Origin of the sequence: uncultured Holdemanella sp. (genome assembly GCF_934754935.1) — a bacterium.
Taxonomy (GTDB): Bacteria; Bacillota_I; Bacilli_A; order Erysipelotrichales; family Erysipelotrichaceae; genus Holdemanella.
Map to the genome: position 1 here is coordinate 38775 of NZ_CAKVJB010000004.1, position 17846 is coordinate 56620.

At 34.6% G+C, this 17846-nt stretch carries 15 protein-coding genes and 2 other annotated features (1 of these 17 only partly in view); of the genes, 10 read left to right on the top strand and 5 right to left on the bottom strand.

Features of this window, described 5'->3' with window-relative positions:
- Positions 1-45 precede the first annotated feature (45 nt).
- Positions 46-405, top strand: a complete 360-nt coding sequence (locus tag Q0E86_RS01850; protein ID WP_117570682.1) for an Asp23/Gls24 family envelope stress response protein — start codon at positions 46-48, stop codon at positions 403-405.
- 10 nt (positions 406-415) lie between these two features.
- A complete protein-coding gene (locus tag Q0E86_RS01855) occupies positions 416-2041 on the top strand; it encodes a DAK2 domain-containing protein (protein WP_295754240.1) in 1626 nt (541 codons plus the stop codon).
- 438 nt (positions 2042-2479) lie between these two features.
- Here the strand turns inward: Q0E86_RS01855 and Q0E86_RS01860 are convergent, their stop codons facing one another.
- Positions 2480-4216 (bottom strand): carbon starvation protein A, encoded by a 1737-nt coding sequence (locus Q0E86_RS01860; RefSeq protein ID WP_295754241.1) that lies wholly within the window; start codon positions 4214-4216, stop codon positions 2480-2482.
- A gap of 63 nt (positions 4217-4279) precedes the next feature.
- Positions 4280-4499, bottom strand: a binding site (T-box leader).
- Positions 4500-4662: 163 nt separating this feature from the next.
- Here Q0E86_RS01860 and Q0E86_RS01865 point away from each other — a divergent pair.
- A complete protein-coding gene (locus Q0E86_RS01865) occupies positions 4663-5409 on the top strand; it encodes a metallophosphoesterase (protein ID WP_288521235.1) in 747 nt (248 codons plus the stop codon).
- A 14-nt stretch (positions 5410-5423) separates the two neighbouring features.
- Here Q0E86_RS01865 and Q0E86_RS01870 read toward each other — a convergent pair whose 3' ends face one another.
- Both Q0E86_RS01870 and Q0E86_RS01875 read right to left on the bottom strand, forming a co-directional pair.
- On the bottom strand, positions 5424-6383 hold the full coding sequence (locus tag Q0E86_RS01870; protein ID WP_288521233.1) for an L-lactate dehydrogenase: 960 nt from the start codon (positions 6381-6383) through the stop codon (positions 5424-5426).
- Between the two features lie 75 nt (positions 6384-6458).
- Positions 6459-7583 carry a S1C family serine protease gene (locus Q0E86_RS01875; protein ID WP_295754242.1) on the bottom strand — a complete coding sequence of 375 codons (1125 nt, stop codon included), beginning with the start codon at positions 7581-7583 and terminating at the stop codon, positions 6459-6461.
- A 155-nt stretch (positions 7584-7738) separates the two neighbouring features.
- Here Q0E86_RS01875 and Q0E86_RS01880 point away from each other — a divergent pair, with 155 nt between their 5' ends.
- Both Q0E86_RS01880 and Q0E86_RS01885 read left to right on the top strand, forming a co-directional pair.
- A complete protein-coding gene (locus Q0E86_RS01880) occupies positions 7739-9085 on the top strand; it encodes a neurofilament protein (RefSeq protein WP_295754243.1) in 1347 nt (448 codons plus the stop codon).
- Positions 9086-9161: 76 nt separating this feature from the next.
- Positions 9162-9419, top strand: coding sequence for a hypothetical protein (locus Q0E86_RS01885; RefSeq protein WP_295754244.1), 258 nt, complete (start codon positions 9162-9164; stop codon positions 9417-9419).
- A gap of 12 nt (positions 9420-9431) precedes the next feature.
- Here Q0E86_RS01885 and Q0E86_RS01890 read toward each other — a convergent pair whose 3' ends face one another.
- Both Q0E86_RS01890 and Q0E86_RS01895 read right to left on the bottom strand, forming a co-directional pair.
- Complete coding sequence (locus tag Q0E86_RS01890; RefSeq protein ID WP_295754245.1) at positions 9432-10433, bottom strand: isocitrate/isopropylmalate dehydrogenase family protein; 1002 nt, start codon at positions 10431-10433, stop codon at positions 9432-9434.
- Positions 10430-11704: a citrate synthase gene (locus Q0E86_RS01895; protein WP_295754246.1), complete on the bottom strand. Its 1275-nt coding sequence runs from the start codon at positions 11702-11704 to the stop codon at positions 10430-10432. The genes Q0E86_RS01890 and Q0E86_RS01895 overlap by 4 nt, the downstream gene beginning before the upstream one ends.
- A gap of 94 nt (positions 11705-11798) precedes the next feature.
- Here Q0E86_RS01895 and Q0E86_RS01900 point away from each other — a divergent pair, with 94 nt between their 5' ends.
- The 5 genes from Q0E86_RS01900 (at position 11799) to Q0E86_RS01920 (ending at position 17603) form a co-directional block, all read left to right on the top strand.
- Positions 11799-13715, top strand: a complete 1917-nt coding sequence (locus tag Q0E86_RS01900; RefSeq protein ID WP_295754247.1) for an aconitate hydratase — start codon at positions 11799-11801, stop codon at positions 13713-13715.
- 334 nt (positions 13716-14049) lie between these two features.
- Positions 14050-15345 (top strand): RNA-guided endonuclease IscB, encoded by a 1296-nt coding sequence (gene iscB / locus Q0E86_RS01905; protein WP_295754248.1) that lies wholly within the window; start codon positions 14050-14052, stop codon positions 15343-15345.
- Between the two features lie 31 nt (positions 15346-15376).
- On the top strand, positions 15377-16246 hold the full coding sequence (locus Q0E86_RS01910) for a cation transporter (protein WP_295754249.1): 870 nt from the start codon (positions 15377-15379) through the stop codon (positions 16244-16246).
- 8 nt (positions 16247-16254) lie between these two features.
- Positions 16255-16872 (top strand): CpXC domain-containing protein, encoded by a 618-nt coding sequence (locus Q0E86_RS01915; RefSeq protein ID WP_295754250.1) that lies wholly within the window; start codon positions 16255-16257, stop codon positions 16870-16872.
- Positions 16872-17603, top strand: coding sequence for a hypothetical protein (locus Q0E86_RS01920; protein WP_295754251.1), 732 nt, complete (start codon positions 16872-16874; stop codon positions 17601-17603). Before Q0E86_RS01915 ends, Q0E86_RS01920 begins: the two co-directional genes overlap by 1 nt.
- A 49-nt stretch (positions 17604-17652) precedes the next feature.
- Positions 17653-17846: a binding site (T-box leader), on the top strand (it continues 12 nt past the right edge of the window).

A 17846-nucleotide genomic window follows, 5' to 3' on the forward strand; every position in this document is an offset into this window, starting at 1 on the left:
TATATTTTAAGTAGAGTATAATTAATAAAAACAGGAGGTTTTATTATGCCTATTAATAAATCAACAGAATACGGAAATATCGAAATTTCATTAGATGCGATTGCCAATTTAGCAGGTGGCGCAATTACTGAATGTTACGGTATTGTAGGTATGGCAAGCCAGAAAACATTGAAGGATGGCTGGGCAGAATTATTGAAAAAAGAAAACTATGCTCGTGGTGTTGTTGTGACACAAGATGAAACGGGATTAGTTTTGAATCTTTATATTATTGCATTACAGGGAATTAAATTAAGTCAAGTTGTGTATGAAGCACAAAAACGTGTTAAATATGTATTGGAGAAAACTTTGGAAGTAAAATGTAACGCTGTAAACATTTATGTTCAAGGTGTTCGTGCGGTAAAGTAGGGGTTAAGAGATGGAAAGAATTAATGGTATTTTATTTAAACAGATGCTAGAATCCGGAATGAATAACTTATCAAATCATTCAGCGGAAATTGATGCATTGAATGTTTTCCCTGTGCCAGATGGTGATACTGGAACAAATATGCATTTAACTGTATCGAATGGTGTAAAAGAAGCGCTTAAAACAAATTCGGATTCTGTAAAAGATATTGCGAAAACATTATCTCGTGGATTATTAATGGGTGCACGTGGTAACTCTGGTGTTATTACTTCACAGATTTTTAGAGGAATCTATCAAGCAGTTGAAGACTTAGATGATATGGATGCATCTCAATTGGCTCACGCTTTAGTGAATGGTAGTCGTGTTGCGTATCGTGCTGTTATGCGTCCGGTAGAAGGAACTATTTTAACAGTAGTTCGTGAAGCTGCAGATTATACATATGCATATACTACAACTGAAGAAGTTACAGATTGCATGGATGTTATGAAGAAGATGGTGGATGAAGCCAATGCTTCTTTACAAAGAACACCTGAATTATTACCTGTTCTTGCAGAAGTAGGTGTAGTTGATAGTGGTGGTAAGGGACTTTGTGTAATCTTAGAAGGTTTCCTTGCGGCTATGGAAGGTCATCCAGTTCAACTTGAAGGTGCAAAAGCAGCTGGTGAAAGTGCTCAGGCAAAAGTTGAAGGTGGAGAAGAAGAATATGGATTCTGTACAGAATTTATTTTAAAGTTATCTGAAAATGGTATTCGTCATTTCTCTGAAACTAGCTTTAAAGATGAATTAGCTACAATTGGTAATTCGATTGTGTGTGTGCAAGATGAAGATTTAGTTAAAGTGCATGTTCATACATTAGAACCATTTACAGCTATTAAAATGGGACGTCGTCAGGGTCGTTTTATTAAATTAAAAGTTGAAAATATGCAAGAACAGCATGACAATATTATTGAAAAAGAGGAAGAGGAAAAAATGGCAGAACACAAAAAATATGCCATTATTACCGTAGCTCCTGGAGATGGAATCAAGAAGATGTTCACAGAACTTAGAGCTGACATTGTTGTTGGTGGTGGACAAACAATGAATCCTAGTACAGAAGATTTTGTTTCAGCTGTTGAAAAGTTGAATGCAGATCATATCTTCATTTTACCTAACAATTCAAATATTGTTTTAGCTGCAAGTCAAGCTGCACAAGTTTGTTCAGATCAAGACATTCATGTGCTTCCAAGTAAAACAATTCCACAAGGTTTAAGTGCTTGTGTTATGTTCAACCCAGATGTTGAATTAGAAGATAACTTAGCTGAAATGAATGAAGCTATTGAAAATGTTAAATCTGGTGAAGTAACATATGCGATTAAAGATACAACATATGATGGTCTTGAAATTAAAAAAGATGAATATATGGGTATTTTTGGAAAAGATATTTGCGTATCTTGTCCAGATTGTATGGAAGCAACAAAGAAACTTTTAGATAAGATGTTAGATGAAGATAGCGAACTTGTTACTTTGATTTATGGTGATACAGCTACTGAAGAACAGGCTGAAGAAATTGCTGCTTATATCGAAGATAACAGTGATGCAGAAGTTGAAATCCATGAAGGAAATCAACCTGTCTACTCATTTATTATTGGTGTTGAATAGTAAACTAATGAATCCATCAGATTGAGTTCTGATGGATTTTTTTTCTTGTAGCCAGGATGCGATTGCGTGTATAATTAAAGCCGGAGAAACCTCTGAAATCTCTTTTTTAATCTTTTGGCTTGCGATTAAAGGATTCCATAGGTCCATTTGAAAGGCGTGCGTAATATTCTTTTTCTGTACGTGCGCTTTTTATATACACTTTTATACGGGTGAAGGAATTTACTATAGGTCTAAGATTTCTTCTTAAGAAACCTGCAAAGTCACGGAATATAGACTGATCAGAATTGTCATATTTATCAATCAAAGTGTTTAGATCAAGAAGGACATCGAATTCGTTATCGTATTCTGTATGATTGAATTGGATATATTATTCCTTTGGTGTACTTTGCCTTAGTTTATAGACAAAAGAAAAGACCGCTTGATGCGGTCTTGATTGTTTTATGCGTTTTGTTCTTGTTCTTGAAGTTTTGCCTTTTCAACAGGTTGAACTAATTTCTTTCCTGAACCAATGAAGATCATCAATCCTAATGCCATTAATAGAACAGCAAAGAATAATTGTAGTCCGTCTGTCATAAATGCAAATCCACCAGTTACGAATAATTTTAAGCAGATGTTGTATACTGACATTCCTAAGCTTGTCATTGTAACAACTAACATCATGATCATAGGTACATATAACATGTATCCTTTACGTCCTGTAACTTTTAAGAATACTGATAATGAAACTAATACCATGGCAGCTAATAATTGGTTAGCACTACCGAATAATGGCCAGATATTTAAGTATCCACCTAAACTTAATAGGTAACCACCAGCTAATGTGATCAATGTAGCAACATATTTATTTGTTAAGAAAGTGATAACACTGTTTGTTTCAGTTTCTTCATTTACTTCAAATAATTCTTGGAATGATAAACGTCCAATTCTAGCAACGGCATCTAATGATGTTAATGCCAAAGCAGAAACGAACATTGTCATAATGCATAGACCCCATTCTTGAGGGAATCCAAATTGAGAAATCAATCCAGTTACACCAACTGAGAACTTGATAAATGGTGTAGCAGTATCGGCAAATGCCATAGAAGATAATGTTTCATTTAATACGCCTTTGCTAGCTAAGCTAGTTAAAGATCCAACAACAACAATTACAAGTACTGCAAGTAATGATTCAAGTAACATACTTCCATATCCAACTTGTAACATATCACTTTCATTGCGGATTTGTTTAGAACTTGTTTCACTCGATACAAGTGAGTGGAATCCACTAACAGCACCACAAGCAACAGTAACAAATAATGTAGGGAAGATATAACTTCCTGTTGCTGATTTAAATCCTGTAAATGCAGGAGATGTGATTGTTGGATTTGATACGAATACACCAACAACTGCAGCAACGATCATTCCGATGAATAAGAATGTAGTCAAATAGTCACGTGGTTGTTTTAATACCCAGATAGGAGTAACACTCGCAAAGAAGATATAAACGAATACTAGATATACCCAAGTTTGTTTAGAGAAGTAAACTGGGAATGCGATTCCTAATGCTAACATCGCAACGATTAATGCGATACCAAGTACAGCTTGTTTCCATCCAGTAAGACCTGTTTTCTTTAAGAAGAAACCAAAGGCAATCGCAACAAATACATATAGAATTGTAATTGAACTTGCAGCTCCACTAGGTAATGATTGTGCACCAGCAGCATTGTATCCATTTAATGATCCTGCAACCATGTCGGCAAATGCAGCAATAACTAATAATGTAAATAACCAGCAGAACAAGAAGAATAATTTACGTCCTGTTTTACCAATATAAGTTTCAATGATTTGTCCCATTGATTTACCATGAGATTTAACAGATGCGTATAGAGCACCAAAGTCTTGTACGGCTCCAAAGAAGATGCCTCCGACCATTACCCATAGAAATGCAGGCAACCATCCAAATACCATCGCAAGTACTGGACCTGTAACTGGACCAGCTCCGGCAATTGAAGAGAATTGGTGTCCAAATACTTCCCATTTGTTACTTGGAACATAATCAACTCCATCTTCCTTTTCATAAGCAGGTGTCTTAGCTTTTGGATTGATTCCCCATGTTTTAACTAAATAGAGTCCATAAACTAAGTAGGCTGTTAGCAATAATGCAGCAGCGATAGCTAATAATAATAGACCATTCATAATAACTTTCCTCCCTTAAAACTTTCTATCCAAATATTCAAATAATAAAAAAAGACTTCGTCTATCTAAGACGAAATCTATCATTATTCCGTGGTACCACTTAGTTTGCAACACCTTTGTTGCCACTTAGAACTTCTTAACGCGAAGGACGAATCATTTTACTATCTTTTCAAATGATTAGCTCACAAGGGATAGCTCTAAGGACCGTTGTTATCATTTCACCAAAATTGATACTCTCTATGACCAGGTTTGCTTAAAGTCGTGTCTTGTTCACAGCTTTGAATATTTGTGGTTGTATAATATACCATCTTGAAAAACATGTCAACAAAAAATGTAACAAAATGTAAACTAATGTTTCCACAATTTACATTAATTACAATTGTCATTTATTTGTTAACGTGTAAACGTCTGTGCTATAATGTAAAAACGTTGTTGGAGGGGAATACATGATTTATATAACTGGCGACATTCATAGAGAGCAAGATATACATAAAATCAATCCTAGAGAGTTTATTGTTGGAGAAACTCTTACTGAAGAGGATTATGTTATTATTTGTGGTGATTTTGGTTGTATCTGGGATGGAAGTACAGGAGATAACTTTTGGTTAAAATGGTTAGATTCACTTCCTTGGAATACTTTATTTATTGATGGAAATCATGAAAACTTCGATGTATTAAATACATATCCTGTAGAGGAATATAAGGGTGGTAAAGTGCATCGTATTCGTTCTAAAATTTTTCATTTGATGCGTGGTGAAGTTTTCAATATTGATGGTTATAAATTCTTTACAATGGGTGGAGGATTTTCACATGATGTATGTTATCGTACGGAACATAAAAATTGGTGGAAAGATGAAATTTGTACGATAGAAGAGGCCAAACATGCATTTGAAATATTGGAAAAGAATGAGTGGAAAGTAGATTATATCTTGTCACACGATACTTATTCATCGCATCCATTGGCTCATAAATATGAAACGGATATGAGTCTATATGGAGATGATTATTATGATTTACATGATTGTTTGGAAACTGTTGAGAAGAAAACGGATTATAAAATATGGTTTAGTGGACATTATCATGATGACAGAATTCATTATTCAGATTCAGACAAGCCTTGTTTGACTTTATTTGATCGAGTAGTGTTATTAGAAAATATTGATGAGGAAATGAAAAGCCTGACTAAAATTTAGTCAGGCTATTTTTTTTAAAGGATGTCTTGAAGATTATCTTCAATTGTTTGTTTTAATGTATCGAATGAGTGATCAAATCTTTGTTGATCATTTTCATTTAAGTGTAAACGAATAACTTGTTCTACACCATTTGAGCCAACAACGCTTGGTGTTCCAATAAAGTATCCTTCTTTACCATATTCACCATTTTGGTATGCACTAACTGGTAAAATGGCACGTTCATTATTTAAAATACAAGATACGATACGTTTTAATGCTAAACCAATTCCATAGTAAGTAGCACGTTTTAATTCGATGATCTTATAAGCTTTGTCACGTACATCAATATAGATTTCTTGTAGTTCACTTAAAGAAATATCATTTTCATCTAAGTATTCAAGTAAGTTTTTGCATCCAATATAAGAGTGAATCCAAGGAACGAAACTAGAATCTCCATGTTCACCCATGATATAAGCGTGGATGTTGCTGTCGGCAAATCCTAATCTTTCGCTTAATGCATGACGTAAACGAGCTGTATCTAACACTGTACCTGATCCAACAACGTGGTTTTTAGGCAATCCACTTTCTTTCCATGCAACATAAGTCATAATATCTACTGGGTTGTTCGCAACAACTAAGATACCGTTGAAATTATTTTCTTTTAAGGCTTGGCATACACCTTTAGTGATGTTTGCGTTGATTTTAACTAAATCCAAACGAGTTTGACCTGGCTTTTGAGCAGCTCCAGCTGTTAAGACAACAATGTTAGTGTCAGCAGCATCTGCATAAGTTCCAGCTGTGATTTTCATCTTAGTATCTGCATATACAAGACCATCACTTAGGTCCATTTGTTCTCCTCTTGCTTTGTCTTCATTCACATCAACTAAAACAAGTTCATCAACACCTTTTTCAGAAAGCATTGAATAGGCAAAACTCATGCCGACAAACCCTGTACCAACAAGCATGATTTTTCTTTTTTTGATTTTTTCAGACATAAACTTCATTCTCCTTCTTATATCTACACGTATATTATAGGTTAGTTTCAACTAAAAAGCCAGTGTATCGCTGGCCTAATTCGTTTGAGTTTGTGCTTGTAAGACAATTTCGACTTCAATTTTTTTAGAATCTCTTTCAACAACCATCTTAACAGTATCCCCAATTTTATGTTTTTTTAATATCGCTTTTACATCACTAGTTGACTGGATCTTTTCTCCATCAAAACTGATGATTCGATCATTTTGTTTTAATCCGGCTTTATCTGCAGCTCCATTCTTTACAATCTGCACGATATAACATCCATCTTCATATTTAGAATTTTGTGTTTGATTACTTGAAGTATAGTCATATAAGCTTACATTTAAAGCGGGTCTAGAAGTTACACTTCCATTTTGCATAAGTTCTGTAATAACATCTTTGGCAGGTGTAATTGGAATCGCAAAGCCTAATCCTTCAATTCCTGTAGAACTTTCTTTTGCATTTACAATACCGATTAGATTACCATCTGCATTAAATAATCCACCTCCAGAGTTTCCTGGATTAATGGCGGCATCAGTTTGTAGTAAAGTCATTGTTTCATTGTCGATCGTGATTTGCCTGTCGGTTGCAGAAATAATACCTGTAGTAACTGTGCCGCCAAGTTCGCCTAATGGATTTCCAATCGCAATGGCAGGATCTCCTACTTGTAAAATATCGCTATCACCTAAGGTAGCAGCTAAAAGATCTTGTGCATCAATTTTAATGACAGCTAAATCGGTTTGTGAGTCTGTACCAATAATGGTTGCATCATATTCTGTGCCATCTGTTGTTGTGACTTTTAAACTTGTTGCACCACTCACAACATGATTGTTCGTGACAATATATCCATCTTTGCTAATGATGACCCCACTACCTGCGCCTTGAGAAACATATTGACCAAAAATTGAATTTCCACTAGAAACTGATTCTGTCGTAATTTCTACTACGCTATCTTTACATTTTTCTACGATATCCGAAACATCAGAAACTTGTACGGTTTCTGAATTTGATTTTGTGGTTTCTTGTTTAATAGTTACATTTGTATTGTTCGATAAATGGCTACCAGCATAACCAGCGCCAAAACCTACAATGCCAGATAATGCGATCGTACCGATTGTGGTTAGAATTTTGTTTCGAACAGGAACGTATGTTCGAGGTTTAAATTCTGGTGGTGTCTGCATATCAAATCCTCCTTGTTCTAATTATATTTAGTAGTATACACCATTTAATATTAAATATATGCGTCAAATACACCTTTTTGTCTATACAAATTTGGGAATATTTGTTTTCAGTGCTATAATAACTTTATAGAAAGCACGTTTAAGGGAGGTTTCGTATGCCAGTAAAAACGACAAAGAAAGTTACAAATAAAAAAGTAGTAAAAGAAGAAACAAAACCAGCTGTTGAAACTAAAAAAGAAGAAGTAAAACCTGCAGAAGTAAAGAAAGCTCCTGCAAAGAAAGTTACAAAACCAGCTGTTGAAGTTAAAAAAGAAGAAGTAAAACCTGTAGAAGAGAAGAAGGCAACTGCTACAAAGAAAGCTCCAGCTAAAAAGGCAGAAGCTAAACCTGCAGAAGAAAAAAAGGCAACTGCTACAAAGAAAGCTCCAGCTAAAAAGGTAGAAGCTAAACCTGCAGAAGAGAAGAAGGCAACTGCTACAAAGAAAGCTCCAGCTAAAAAGGCAGAAGCTAGACCTGCAGAAGAGAAGAAGGTAACTGCTACAAAGAAAGCTCCAGCTAAAAAGGCAGAAGCTAAACCTGCAGCAGAAAAGAAAGCACCTGCAAAAAAAGCAACTGCTACAAAAAAAGCTCCTGCAAAGAAAGCTACAACTAAAAAAACAACTACTAAAAAGGTAACTACTAAGAAAATGACTAAAGAAGAACAATATGCGAAGTTATCATTAGATACATGTCTTGATTTGGCAAAAGCTATGTCAATGGATGTAACTCGTGATTCAATTATTCAACAATTGATTTTAAATCCAGATGTAAAATCAGTTTCAAAAGATTTAGTAAATAAATATCAATTGACAGGTAAATTTAATTTTGAAGAAGATGGATATGATGAAGGTCTAGTGGAAGTATTAGTATCTAAAGTATATGAAACTGCAGATATTAAACCTCAAAAGGCTGAAGATCTACAAGCTGATGTAGATCATGCATTGAATTATAAATTTACAGATGTTGTTGCGGATGGAGAAGAATACAAAGCTCAATTTGATACAATGCGTAAAGTATTAATGATTGCACAACACAAAGATATTCATGATTCAAAAAAATTAGATGAAGAAATTGGAATCGATGTTGAAAAATTCGTTGAAGAATTCATGGATCTTGCGTACAGTGTTTTAAAAACATGGAAATATGAAGATGTAGATTATTATGAACACTTCATTTATGCTGTATTATCACAATTAGAAGATTTACACGACACATATAGAAATCGTATTATGATGGATGTTGCTGATCTATATATCTTACATGGAGATTATGGATTAGGAGATGCAGATTATGGTTATATCTTAAGAGAAAATCAAATCAAAGATTATATCTATTATCGTTATGCTTCTATTTATGAAGGTGTGGATAAAGACAAAGCAAAACAAATCGCAAACCAAGCTTTACAATTTGTAGATGATCGTTTTACATATTATCCAAATATTATTGCAGTTTTAGAAGGTTAATGTGAATTCTGCTTGATTTTTAAAGGTGTTTTGCATATGATATATTTTGCGAATACTTTTAATCAAGGAGGATACAATGGCAGCTTCAAAAATTCCTGTGTGGATTAAACAATGCCTTGATCAATATGGTAACTGTGCGTGTGGACGTGCTATTACTAAAAAAATTGGTAAGGAGAATCTTTTACAAATTCTTGAAAATGAAGGATACCCATGTGAATTGGAAATCTTGAGTGATCAAAAAGACAAAAGTGCATATCCAAAAGATGGAACATATATTTTAACATTAAAAAATCGTCAACCTTTAATGGCTGACGAAGATGAAGACGAAGAATAAGCACTTCGTCTTTTATTTTTCTAAATTTTTAATAATTTCATCTGTAAATGCATCTGTAGTAGCTTTTCCGCCAAGATCAGGAGTCAATACCTGCTTTTCTTCAAATGTTTTATTTAATGCATTTCGAATCTTTGTTGAAACACTTTCCTGATGAAGATCATCTAACATCATACAAGCCGATAATAATAAAGCACTCGGATTTGCGATATGTTTTCCGGCAATATCTGGAGCACTTCCATGAACCGCTTCATACATAGCATACTCATCGCCTTTGTTGCAACTTGGAAGTAAACCTAATCCACCAATCAAGCCACTGGTTAAATCAGAAACAATATCTCCATAAAGATTTGGCATTACCATAACATCAAATTGCTCTGGATGCATGACAAGCTGCATACAAGTGTTATCTACAATTAAGGAATTAGATTCGATTTGAGGATATTCTTTGGCCATATCTTCAAAAATATGAAGAAATAAGCCATCACTCATTTTCAAAATATTCGCTTTATGCACACAAGTTAATTTTTTACGATTATTTTTTACACAATATTCAAAAGCAGCCCTAATAATTCTTGTACTTGCTTTTTTTGTGATGATCTTATAGGCATAAACTGTATTTTCATCAACCTGTTCTTCTTTACCAACATATAAATCTTCTGTATTTTCTCTAAAAGTCACAATATCTACATTGTTAAATCTTGTCGCAATACAAGGATTGGATTTGGCAGGACGAATATTAGCCCATAAATCATACTTATTTCGCAATGTAACATTTAAAGAACGAAATCCTTTACCAACCGGCGTTGTGATAGGGGATTTTAATAAAATTTTGTTCTTTTCATAAGACTCAAAAGCTTTTTCAGGAATATATTCCCCAGTTTCTTCATATACTTTTGCACCTACATTAAATACTTCATATTCTAACTTTGCGTTTGCAGCATTTAACACTTTAATGACGGCATCCGTGATTTCTGGACCGATTCCATCTCCTTTAAAAACTGTTATTGTTGTCATTTGATTTCCTCCATTTCTCCTACATATACATTGGCAGGTCGAATCAATTTACGATTGGATTGACGATTCTCCAAATGATGACTTACCCAGCCAGCTGTTCTACTGATCGCAAATAATGGTGTAAATAGATCGGATTCAATACCAAGTAATGAATATACATAGCCTGAATAATAATCCACATTTGCGCAAACTTCGATACCTTTTCTTTCTTTCATAACCTCAATAGCAACTTTTTCAAAAGCATGAATACAATTGTAAATATCTTCTTGTCCTTTTGATTTGGCTAAAGCTTCACATTGCTCGTGAATTAATAGTGCACGCGGATCACTCTTAGTATAGATCGCATGACCAATACCATAAATAAGTCCACTGTGGTCAAAAAAGTCTTTATCTAATAAGCGATTCGCAATTTTTTTAAGTGTTGTTTTATCGGTTGTAAATCCAACCTCATGGAATATGGCTTTAAACATATTTGTTACTTTACAATTAGCACCACCATGTTTAGGTCCTTTTAATGAACCAATGGCAGCCGAAATGCAAGAATAGATATCTGTTCCTGTACTAGATATTACGACATTGGCAAAAGTAGAATTGTTTCCACCACCATGATCAGCATGAACCATTAATAAAGTATCCATGATCTTAGCTTCTTCAAATGTATATTGATCATTTCCTCTGGCCATGCATAGAATGTTTTCAGCTAAGCTTCTATCTGGATAAGGATATGATTTAAATACTTTGTTTCGTGCGTATGAAAAAGTGAAAAGTGGAATACTCGCAAGAATATTTAATCCTTTCATCATTCTTTCTTCTAGATCATCTGTATCTGCACTTGGATCTTTCGCATATAATTTTAATACTTCGATCTGAAGTGCATTCAATATGTTTGGTGTTTCATACTGTAAATCAACAGGCCCCATTTTAAAATTTAGCAGGTAATCTCTAAAAGTTTTTAATTGATCAGTATTTGGTAAGGTGCCAAAAATTAAAAGATAAGCTGTTTCTTCAAATCCACAGATTTTGTCTGAAGGTTGTTTGTTGACTAAATAATTGATGGGATAACCCCTGTAGATCAATTGACCATCAATGTTATATTTTTTTTCATGAATAATTTTATATCCAATAACATCACAAATCTTAGTCAGTCCTACTTTAACTCCCGTACCATTATCGTTTCTTAGCCCAGCTTTTACGCGGTATCTAGAGTATAGGGAAGAATCAATATAATTGTGTTCTTCATTATCTTGATAGATTTCTTTAAGTGTATTCACTTTCTGAAACCTCCTTTCGTGTGTTTCATATTATAACATAAACTTTCATTTTGTTACATTTTTTGTTATAATTCATTTCGGGAGGATATTGTCAATGCAAAATTTAACATACAAGATTCTAGAAAAACATTTATTAAAAGGAAAATTAGAAGCAGGTCAACCCATTGAAATTAAAATGGATCAAACCCTAACACAAGATGCGACAGGAACTATGGCCTATATGCAGTTTGAAGCTATGGGAGTGAAAAAAGTAAAAACAGAATTGTCTGTTAGCTATGTTGATCATAATACACTACAAAACGGATTTATGAACGCAGACGATCATGCATATCTTCAAAGTGTAGCTAGTAAATATGGTATTTATTTTTCTAAAGCAGGAAATGGAATTTGTCACCAAGTTCACTTGGAACGTTTTGCGAAGCCAGGAAAGACTTTGATTGGTTCGGATTCACATACACCTACATCTTCAGCTATGGGATGTATCGCAATTGGAGCCGGTGGATTGGATGTTGCCAAGGCAATGGCCGGAATTGGCTATCGCTTAACATGTCCTAAAGTTGTCGAAGTAAAATTAACAGGAACTTTAGCTCATGGGGTTTCTAGTAAAGATATTATTTTAAAACTATTAGAATTATTAAGTGTAAAAGGTGGAGTTGGTAAAGTCTTTGAATATACAGGCGAGGGTGTTAAAAATTTGAGTGTTTACCAAAGAGCAACCATCACAAACATGGGAGCCGAACTAGGAGCTACTACATCCATTTTTCCAAGTGATGAAGTGACTCATGAATTCTTGAAGCGCCAACAAAGAGAATCTGATTATATGCCATTAAGTGCAGATGAAGGTTGTCATTATGATGAAACTGTCGAAATCAATCTTGATGAACTTGTACCATTAGCTGCATGTCCAAATTCACCAGATGCCGTAAAAAATGTATCGGAACTTGCAGGTATGAAAGTAGATCAAGTTGCGATTGGTTCTTGTACAAATTCAGGCTATGAAGATTTAATGAAGGCAGCCGCTATTTTAAAAGGGAAAAAAATCGCCCATAATGTAAGTCTTGTTGTTTCACCAGGATCTAGACAAGTACTTATGAAATTAATTGAAAATGGTGCACTTTCAACATTCGTATCTTGCGGAGCTAGAATTCTAGAATGTACATGTGGACCTTGTATTGGTATGGGACAAAGTCCAAAAAGTGATGCCGTAAGTTTACGTACTTTTAACCGTAACTTCTATGGTCGAAGTGGAACACTAAGTGCTGGAATTTACTTGGTATCACCAGAGGTAGCTGCGGCAAGCGCTATTACAGGCGTCATTACAGATCCAACGACATTAGAATATGCCGATGAATTTGAAAAAGAACAAAGCTATATTGATGATTCATTGATTTATGCTCCAAGCAATGATCCAGAAAATGTAGAAATTGTTCGTGGGCCAAATATTAAGCCATTACCCGTAAATACACCAATGGATCAAACTATTGATAAAAAAGTTGTCATCAAATTACCAGACAATATCACGACAGATCATATAGCGCCAGCTGGAGCTAAGGTTCTACCGTATCGATCAAATATTGAAAAATTATCTACATTCGTATTTGAGAACAATAAGCCTCATTTTGATGAAGTATGTAAAGAAAATAATGGAGGTATTATTGTGGCCGGTGAAAACTATGGTCAAGGATCAAGTAGAGAACATGCTGCACTTGCACCAATGTATTTAGGTATAAAAGCAGTTTTAACTAAGTCCTTCGCTCGTATTCACCTAGCTAACTTAGTCAACTTTGGCTTGTTGCCACTTGTATTTGATGATAAAGCCGATTATGACAAAATCGATGAAATGGATGAATTGAAAATTGAAAATGTCGATTCACTTTATGATTCATTTGATTTAACTGTTGAAAATGTGACAAAGAAAGAAACATATAAAGTACATGCACCTATTAGTAAAGAAGATGTTGATATTCTTATGGCAGGTGGAGCATTGAACTATATTCGTAATCAACAATAGGGACGTTTTTTAAAGACGTCTCTTTTCTTGTGGTATAATATCATAGAAATTAGGTGAGAAAGTCAACTACCCGCCAATGAATTGGCAGGCTTGTAAAAGCCTAGGTTGACTAGCCTAAGTGCTTCGGGCACTACGTTAAGAGAGAATATATAGTTACCCGTGGATGTAACACCTAGTCGGCGGCTCTAAGAAGATACATTAAAAAGTTCTGTAGGGTAGGAACTGTGTGTGTCTTATTACAAACCTCTTATTAACATTGGCGAAGGTGTCATATACGGCTCGATATGTGCCGGCTTACCGCTTTAAGCATATCACAAAAAAGGAGGTGCCTTATATGGTATATGTATTAGATATCGATGGACAGCCACTTATGCCAACTTCAAGGCACGGAAAAGTAAGAAGGCTGTTGAATAGTCATCTTGCTAAAGTAGTAAAGCGTTGTCCATTCACGATACAGCTTTTATATCAAAGTACAAAAGAAACACAACCTGTATCTCTTGGTGTAGACGCAGGAAGTAGACATATTGGTCTGTCTGCTACAACAGAGCAGGAAGTTGTCTATCAGGAAGAACTTGTTCCTCGCAATGATATTGTAAAACTGTTATCAGCAAGACGAGCGTTGCGCCGTTCTCGAAGGAATCGAAAGACAAGATACAGAAAGGTTAGATTCAACAATTGTGTGCATTCTAAACACAAAGGATGGCTGGCTCCATCTGTAGAAGTCAAGATACAGGAACATATAACAGCCATCAAGAGAATATGTCAAATTTTGCCTATATCTGATATTCATGTAGAAACAGCAGAATTCGACCTTCAGCGTCTAAAAGCGATGGAAGAAGGAAGGCCGCTCCCTGTCGGCACAGATTATCAGCTTGGGGAACAGTACGATTTCTATAACACAAGACAGTATGTGCTTCATCGAGATGAATATACTTGTCAGTGTTGTGGTACGCATGATAATAATGTAAAACTACATGTGCATCATGTCGAAAGCCGTCAGACAGGTGGAGAGGCACCTAACAATCTGATTACACTTTGTGAGCACTGTCATAAATCAATACATGCCGGGAAGATGATGCTGCCAAAAGGCAAGAAACGAGGCAAGTCCTATCGTGATGCTGCTTTTATGGGTATCATGCGTAATACTCTGCTAGAACGTTTAAAAAAAGAAGTAAATGTTCCAGTGACGATGACATATGGATACATCACAAAATACTGGCGCGAGAAGGCTGGCTTAGAGAAAAGTCATATCAATGATGCCATCTGCATCAGTAAGCATCCATATGCCAGACCTTTGGAGACTTATTATCTGACAAAGGCGGTTCGACACCACAACCGACAGATTCATAAGACCAAATTCAGTAAAGGTGGTATTCGTAAACGCAATCAGGCGCCATATCTTGTAAAAGGATTCCGTCTGTTTGATAAGGTCTTGTATCAAGGCGAAAGCTATTTCATCTTTGGAAGGCGAATAACAGGATATTTTGATATAAGAACGCTTGATGGTACCAAGGTAAATAAGGGTTCTACCAGCTATAAGAAATTGAGGATTCAGGACACAGCAGAAGCATATTTGACGGAGGTGAGAGCAATTCCTCACATGAATGAATTCACGTGTGTCCTTGCTTAGAATAATGAAAGAAAAACAGGAACAAATTGTAATGCGTATTTCTTTTTGGTCCGGTGTTGTATTTGCGCTTGCAGAATTGATTATGGCTATTTATTCTAAATCCCAATCGGTTCTTGCAGATACTGTCTATGATTCAACTGAACTTGTAGTCATTGGATTAACCATTTACATTATTCCTTTATTTTATAAACCTGTAACCGAAAAACATCCCTTTGGATATGCACAACTTGAAAGTATAGTGATCTTACTAAAAGGCTTTATGTTTATAGCGGTTATGATGGCTTTGATTATGAATAATATTCAAATCATGTTGAATGGAGGAAATGAAATTGATCACATGCAAGTATCGATGTTTGAAACGATTTTAACATGCTTTTCAGCATTGATTTTATTCATACTTATGCGAATCAATAAAAAGGTAACATCTCCTACAGTGGATGTTGAGATCTATGGATGGAAAATTGATGTGTTTTCAAGTGTAGGTGTATCGCTAGCGTTTTTCTTATCTTCGTTTTTAACGCATACACCATTCGCTTTTATATCACCCTATTTTGATCAAATTGTGGCAATCGTATTGGCTTTAGGTATGATGAAAGAACCTATTCAAATGATTGGAGATAGTTTTAGAAGCTTAATGCTTTTAAGCCCAGATGAAGAAGAAGTCACAAAAATAAAACGCATTTCTTCATCTATATTAGATAATTATCCCTATGACCCTGTTTTCTATGATATTACAACGACAGGAAGAAAAATGTGGATATCGATTTACTTCACAACACGTGTTGACACAATGTCTTTTACAGAACTTGAAGTAGCCAATCGAGAATTAAAAATTGCTCTTCAAAAAGAATATGAAGATTGTTTTGTGGAACTTGTTCCCAATGTTTTAGCGAATAAATAGGAGAATTTATGGAAAAGAAAATAAAATTAGTATGTCCTGAATGTAATAAGGAATTTAATACAGATATTTATACTTCAATCAACGTGCAATTGGACAAAGATATGAAGACAAAGATTCTGAGCGGAAAGCTATTCGAAATAGAATGTGAACATTGTCATGCTAAATTTCATATACCATATCCCGTTTTATACCACGACATGGAAAAGAAACTTTTGATTCAATATACCGAAGAAAAGGATTTAGAATCGAGTAAAGACGTTTTAAAAAATGCCAATGTTGATGCAGATTATACAGTACGTATTGTCGATAATGAGCGAGACTGGATTGAGAAAATTTTGATTTCAGATAGTGGATTGGATGATCGTATTATGGAATTATATAAGCTTTTAGTACTTTCCCAATATGAAGATGCTGATAATGTGAATGGTTTATATTATTGGAATATTCAAACATTAGAAAATCCTCATTACGTAATGGTGTTGGATGAAAAAGAAAGTGACAAAATGCATTTTATGCCATTCCATGAAGGTGTATATAAACAAGTAGAAGAAGTATTCTTATCGGATATTCAACAAGATTATGTAGTAGATGCTTCTTGGGCTGTTTCAAATACGAAGGTGATTTAATGATTGAAAGCATTCATGCGTGTGTGGATCTTTTACATGTGGGGTATCGCGTAAAAGATGAATATGATCCGATTATTTTAAATGTATATCATTGTTTAAAAGTAGAAGGTTTAAATGATGAAAAATATATGTTACATATTGATTCTGTATTAAAGAAAAGTATTCATGACTTAAATGAAACACAAATTTGTACATATATTACATATGTGTTTGAAAAAGAAAAGTATGTACCTTACTTTTTAAAAAGCTTCATTGAATCAGGAATGTTTAAAGAATTATTACTTAGATATCTATCATTAAAAGAATCCGATGCACTTCAATGTATTAAATTAAATCGAAATCTATTAAGTAAATGGCATTATGCGAGTGTATCTGAAGAGGTGGCTCAAAATTTAACAATCAGCGCAAATGGCAGAGTATACCTAACTCGATATATCATGACAAAAGAAGGTGTAAAACCACTAAAAACTCAACAGGCAAGTATATCAAAATCAGATGCGTGCGAAATATTAGATGCGATTTCAAAATTGGACTTGGAGTCAAAAGAAGTCGAAGAAAATGGCTGGCAATTAAAAATGTATAAAAATTATTGTGGAAAAAATCGTCTTGTGAAGACAATTGAACATGATGCGAAGAATCCAGATGGCTTGAATGAAAGAATTCGTTCAATTCTTCCTTTTGAGCATTTGTTCGTATTTGGGGGTTCATATTATTCGCGGGAGAAAATGTAAAATATTTACATTTATTATTGACATTTATTTTCAATGAGATTATATTATTTTCAAAGCAATGAAAAGAAATAGTAGGATAGTACTGCTTCAAGAGACTTTCTGGTTGGTGCAAAGAAAGAGTAAGGCTATTTGAACACGTCTTGGAGCTGTAAAGATGAAAATAGTAGTTTTTAACGTATTCCTGGCGTTATCAGGTTTGAGGCTATGAATAGCGAAATAAGGTGGAACCACGTAAGTTAAACT

Bases quoted from the DNA above. Each gene is read 5' to 3' on its own strand.
- Q0E86_RS01900 (WP_295754247.1), top strand. From the start codon at position 11,799: ATGCAAAATTTAACATACAAGATTCTAGAAAAACATTTATTAAAAGGA.
- Q0E86_RS01855 (WP_295754240.1), top strand. From the start codon at position 416: ATGGAAAGAATTAATGGTATTTTATTTAAACAGATGCTAGAATCCGGA.
- Q0E86_RS01885 (WP_295754244.1), top strand. From the start codon at position 9,162: ATGGCAGCTTCAAAAATTCCTGTGTGGATTAAACAATGCCTTGATCAA.
- Q0E86_RS01920 (WP_295754251.1), top strand. From the start codon at position 16,872: ATGATTGAAAGCATTCATGCGTGTGTGGATCTTTTACATGTGGGGTAT.
- iscB (WP_295754248.1), top strand. From the start codon at position 14,050: ATGGTATATGTATTAGATATCGATGGACAGCCACTTATGCCAACTTCA.
- Q0E86_RS01875 (WP_295754242.1), bottom strand. From the start codon at position 7,583: ATGCAGACACCACCAGAATTTAAACCTCGAACATACGTTCCTGTTCGA.
- Q0E86_RS01870 (WP_288521233.1), bottom strand. From the start codon at position 6,383: ATGTCTGAAAAAATCAAAAAAAGAAAAATCATGCTTGTTGGTACAGGG.
- Q0E86_RS01890 (WP_295754245.1), bottom strand. From the start codon at position 10,433: ATGACAACAATAACAGTTTTTAAAGGAGATGGAATCGGTCCAGAAATC.
- Q0E86_RS01915 (WP_295754250.1), top strand. From the start codon at position 16,255: ATGGAAAAGAAAATAAAATTAGTATGTCCTGAATGTAATAAGGAATTT.
- Q0E86_RS01910 (WP_295754249.1), top strand. From the start codon at position 15,377: ATGCGTATTTCTTTTTGGTCCGGTGTTGTATTTGCGCTTGCAGAATTG.
- Q0E86_RS01880 (WP_295754243.1), top strand. From the start codon at position 7,739: ATGCCAGTAAAAACGACAAAGAAAGTTACAAATAAAAAAGTAGTAAAA.
- Q0E86_RS01860 (WP_295754241.1), bottom strand. From the start codon at position 4,216: ATGAATGGTCTATTATTATTAGCTATCGCTGCTGCATTATTGCTAACA.
- Q0E86_RS01850 (WP_117570682.1), top strand. From the start codon at position 46: ATGCCTATTAATAAATCAACAGAATACGGAAATATCGAAATTTCATTA.
- Q0E86_RS01865 (WP_288521235.1), top strand. From the start codon at position 4,663: ATGATTTATATAACTGGCGACATTCATAGAGAGCAAGATATACATAAA.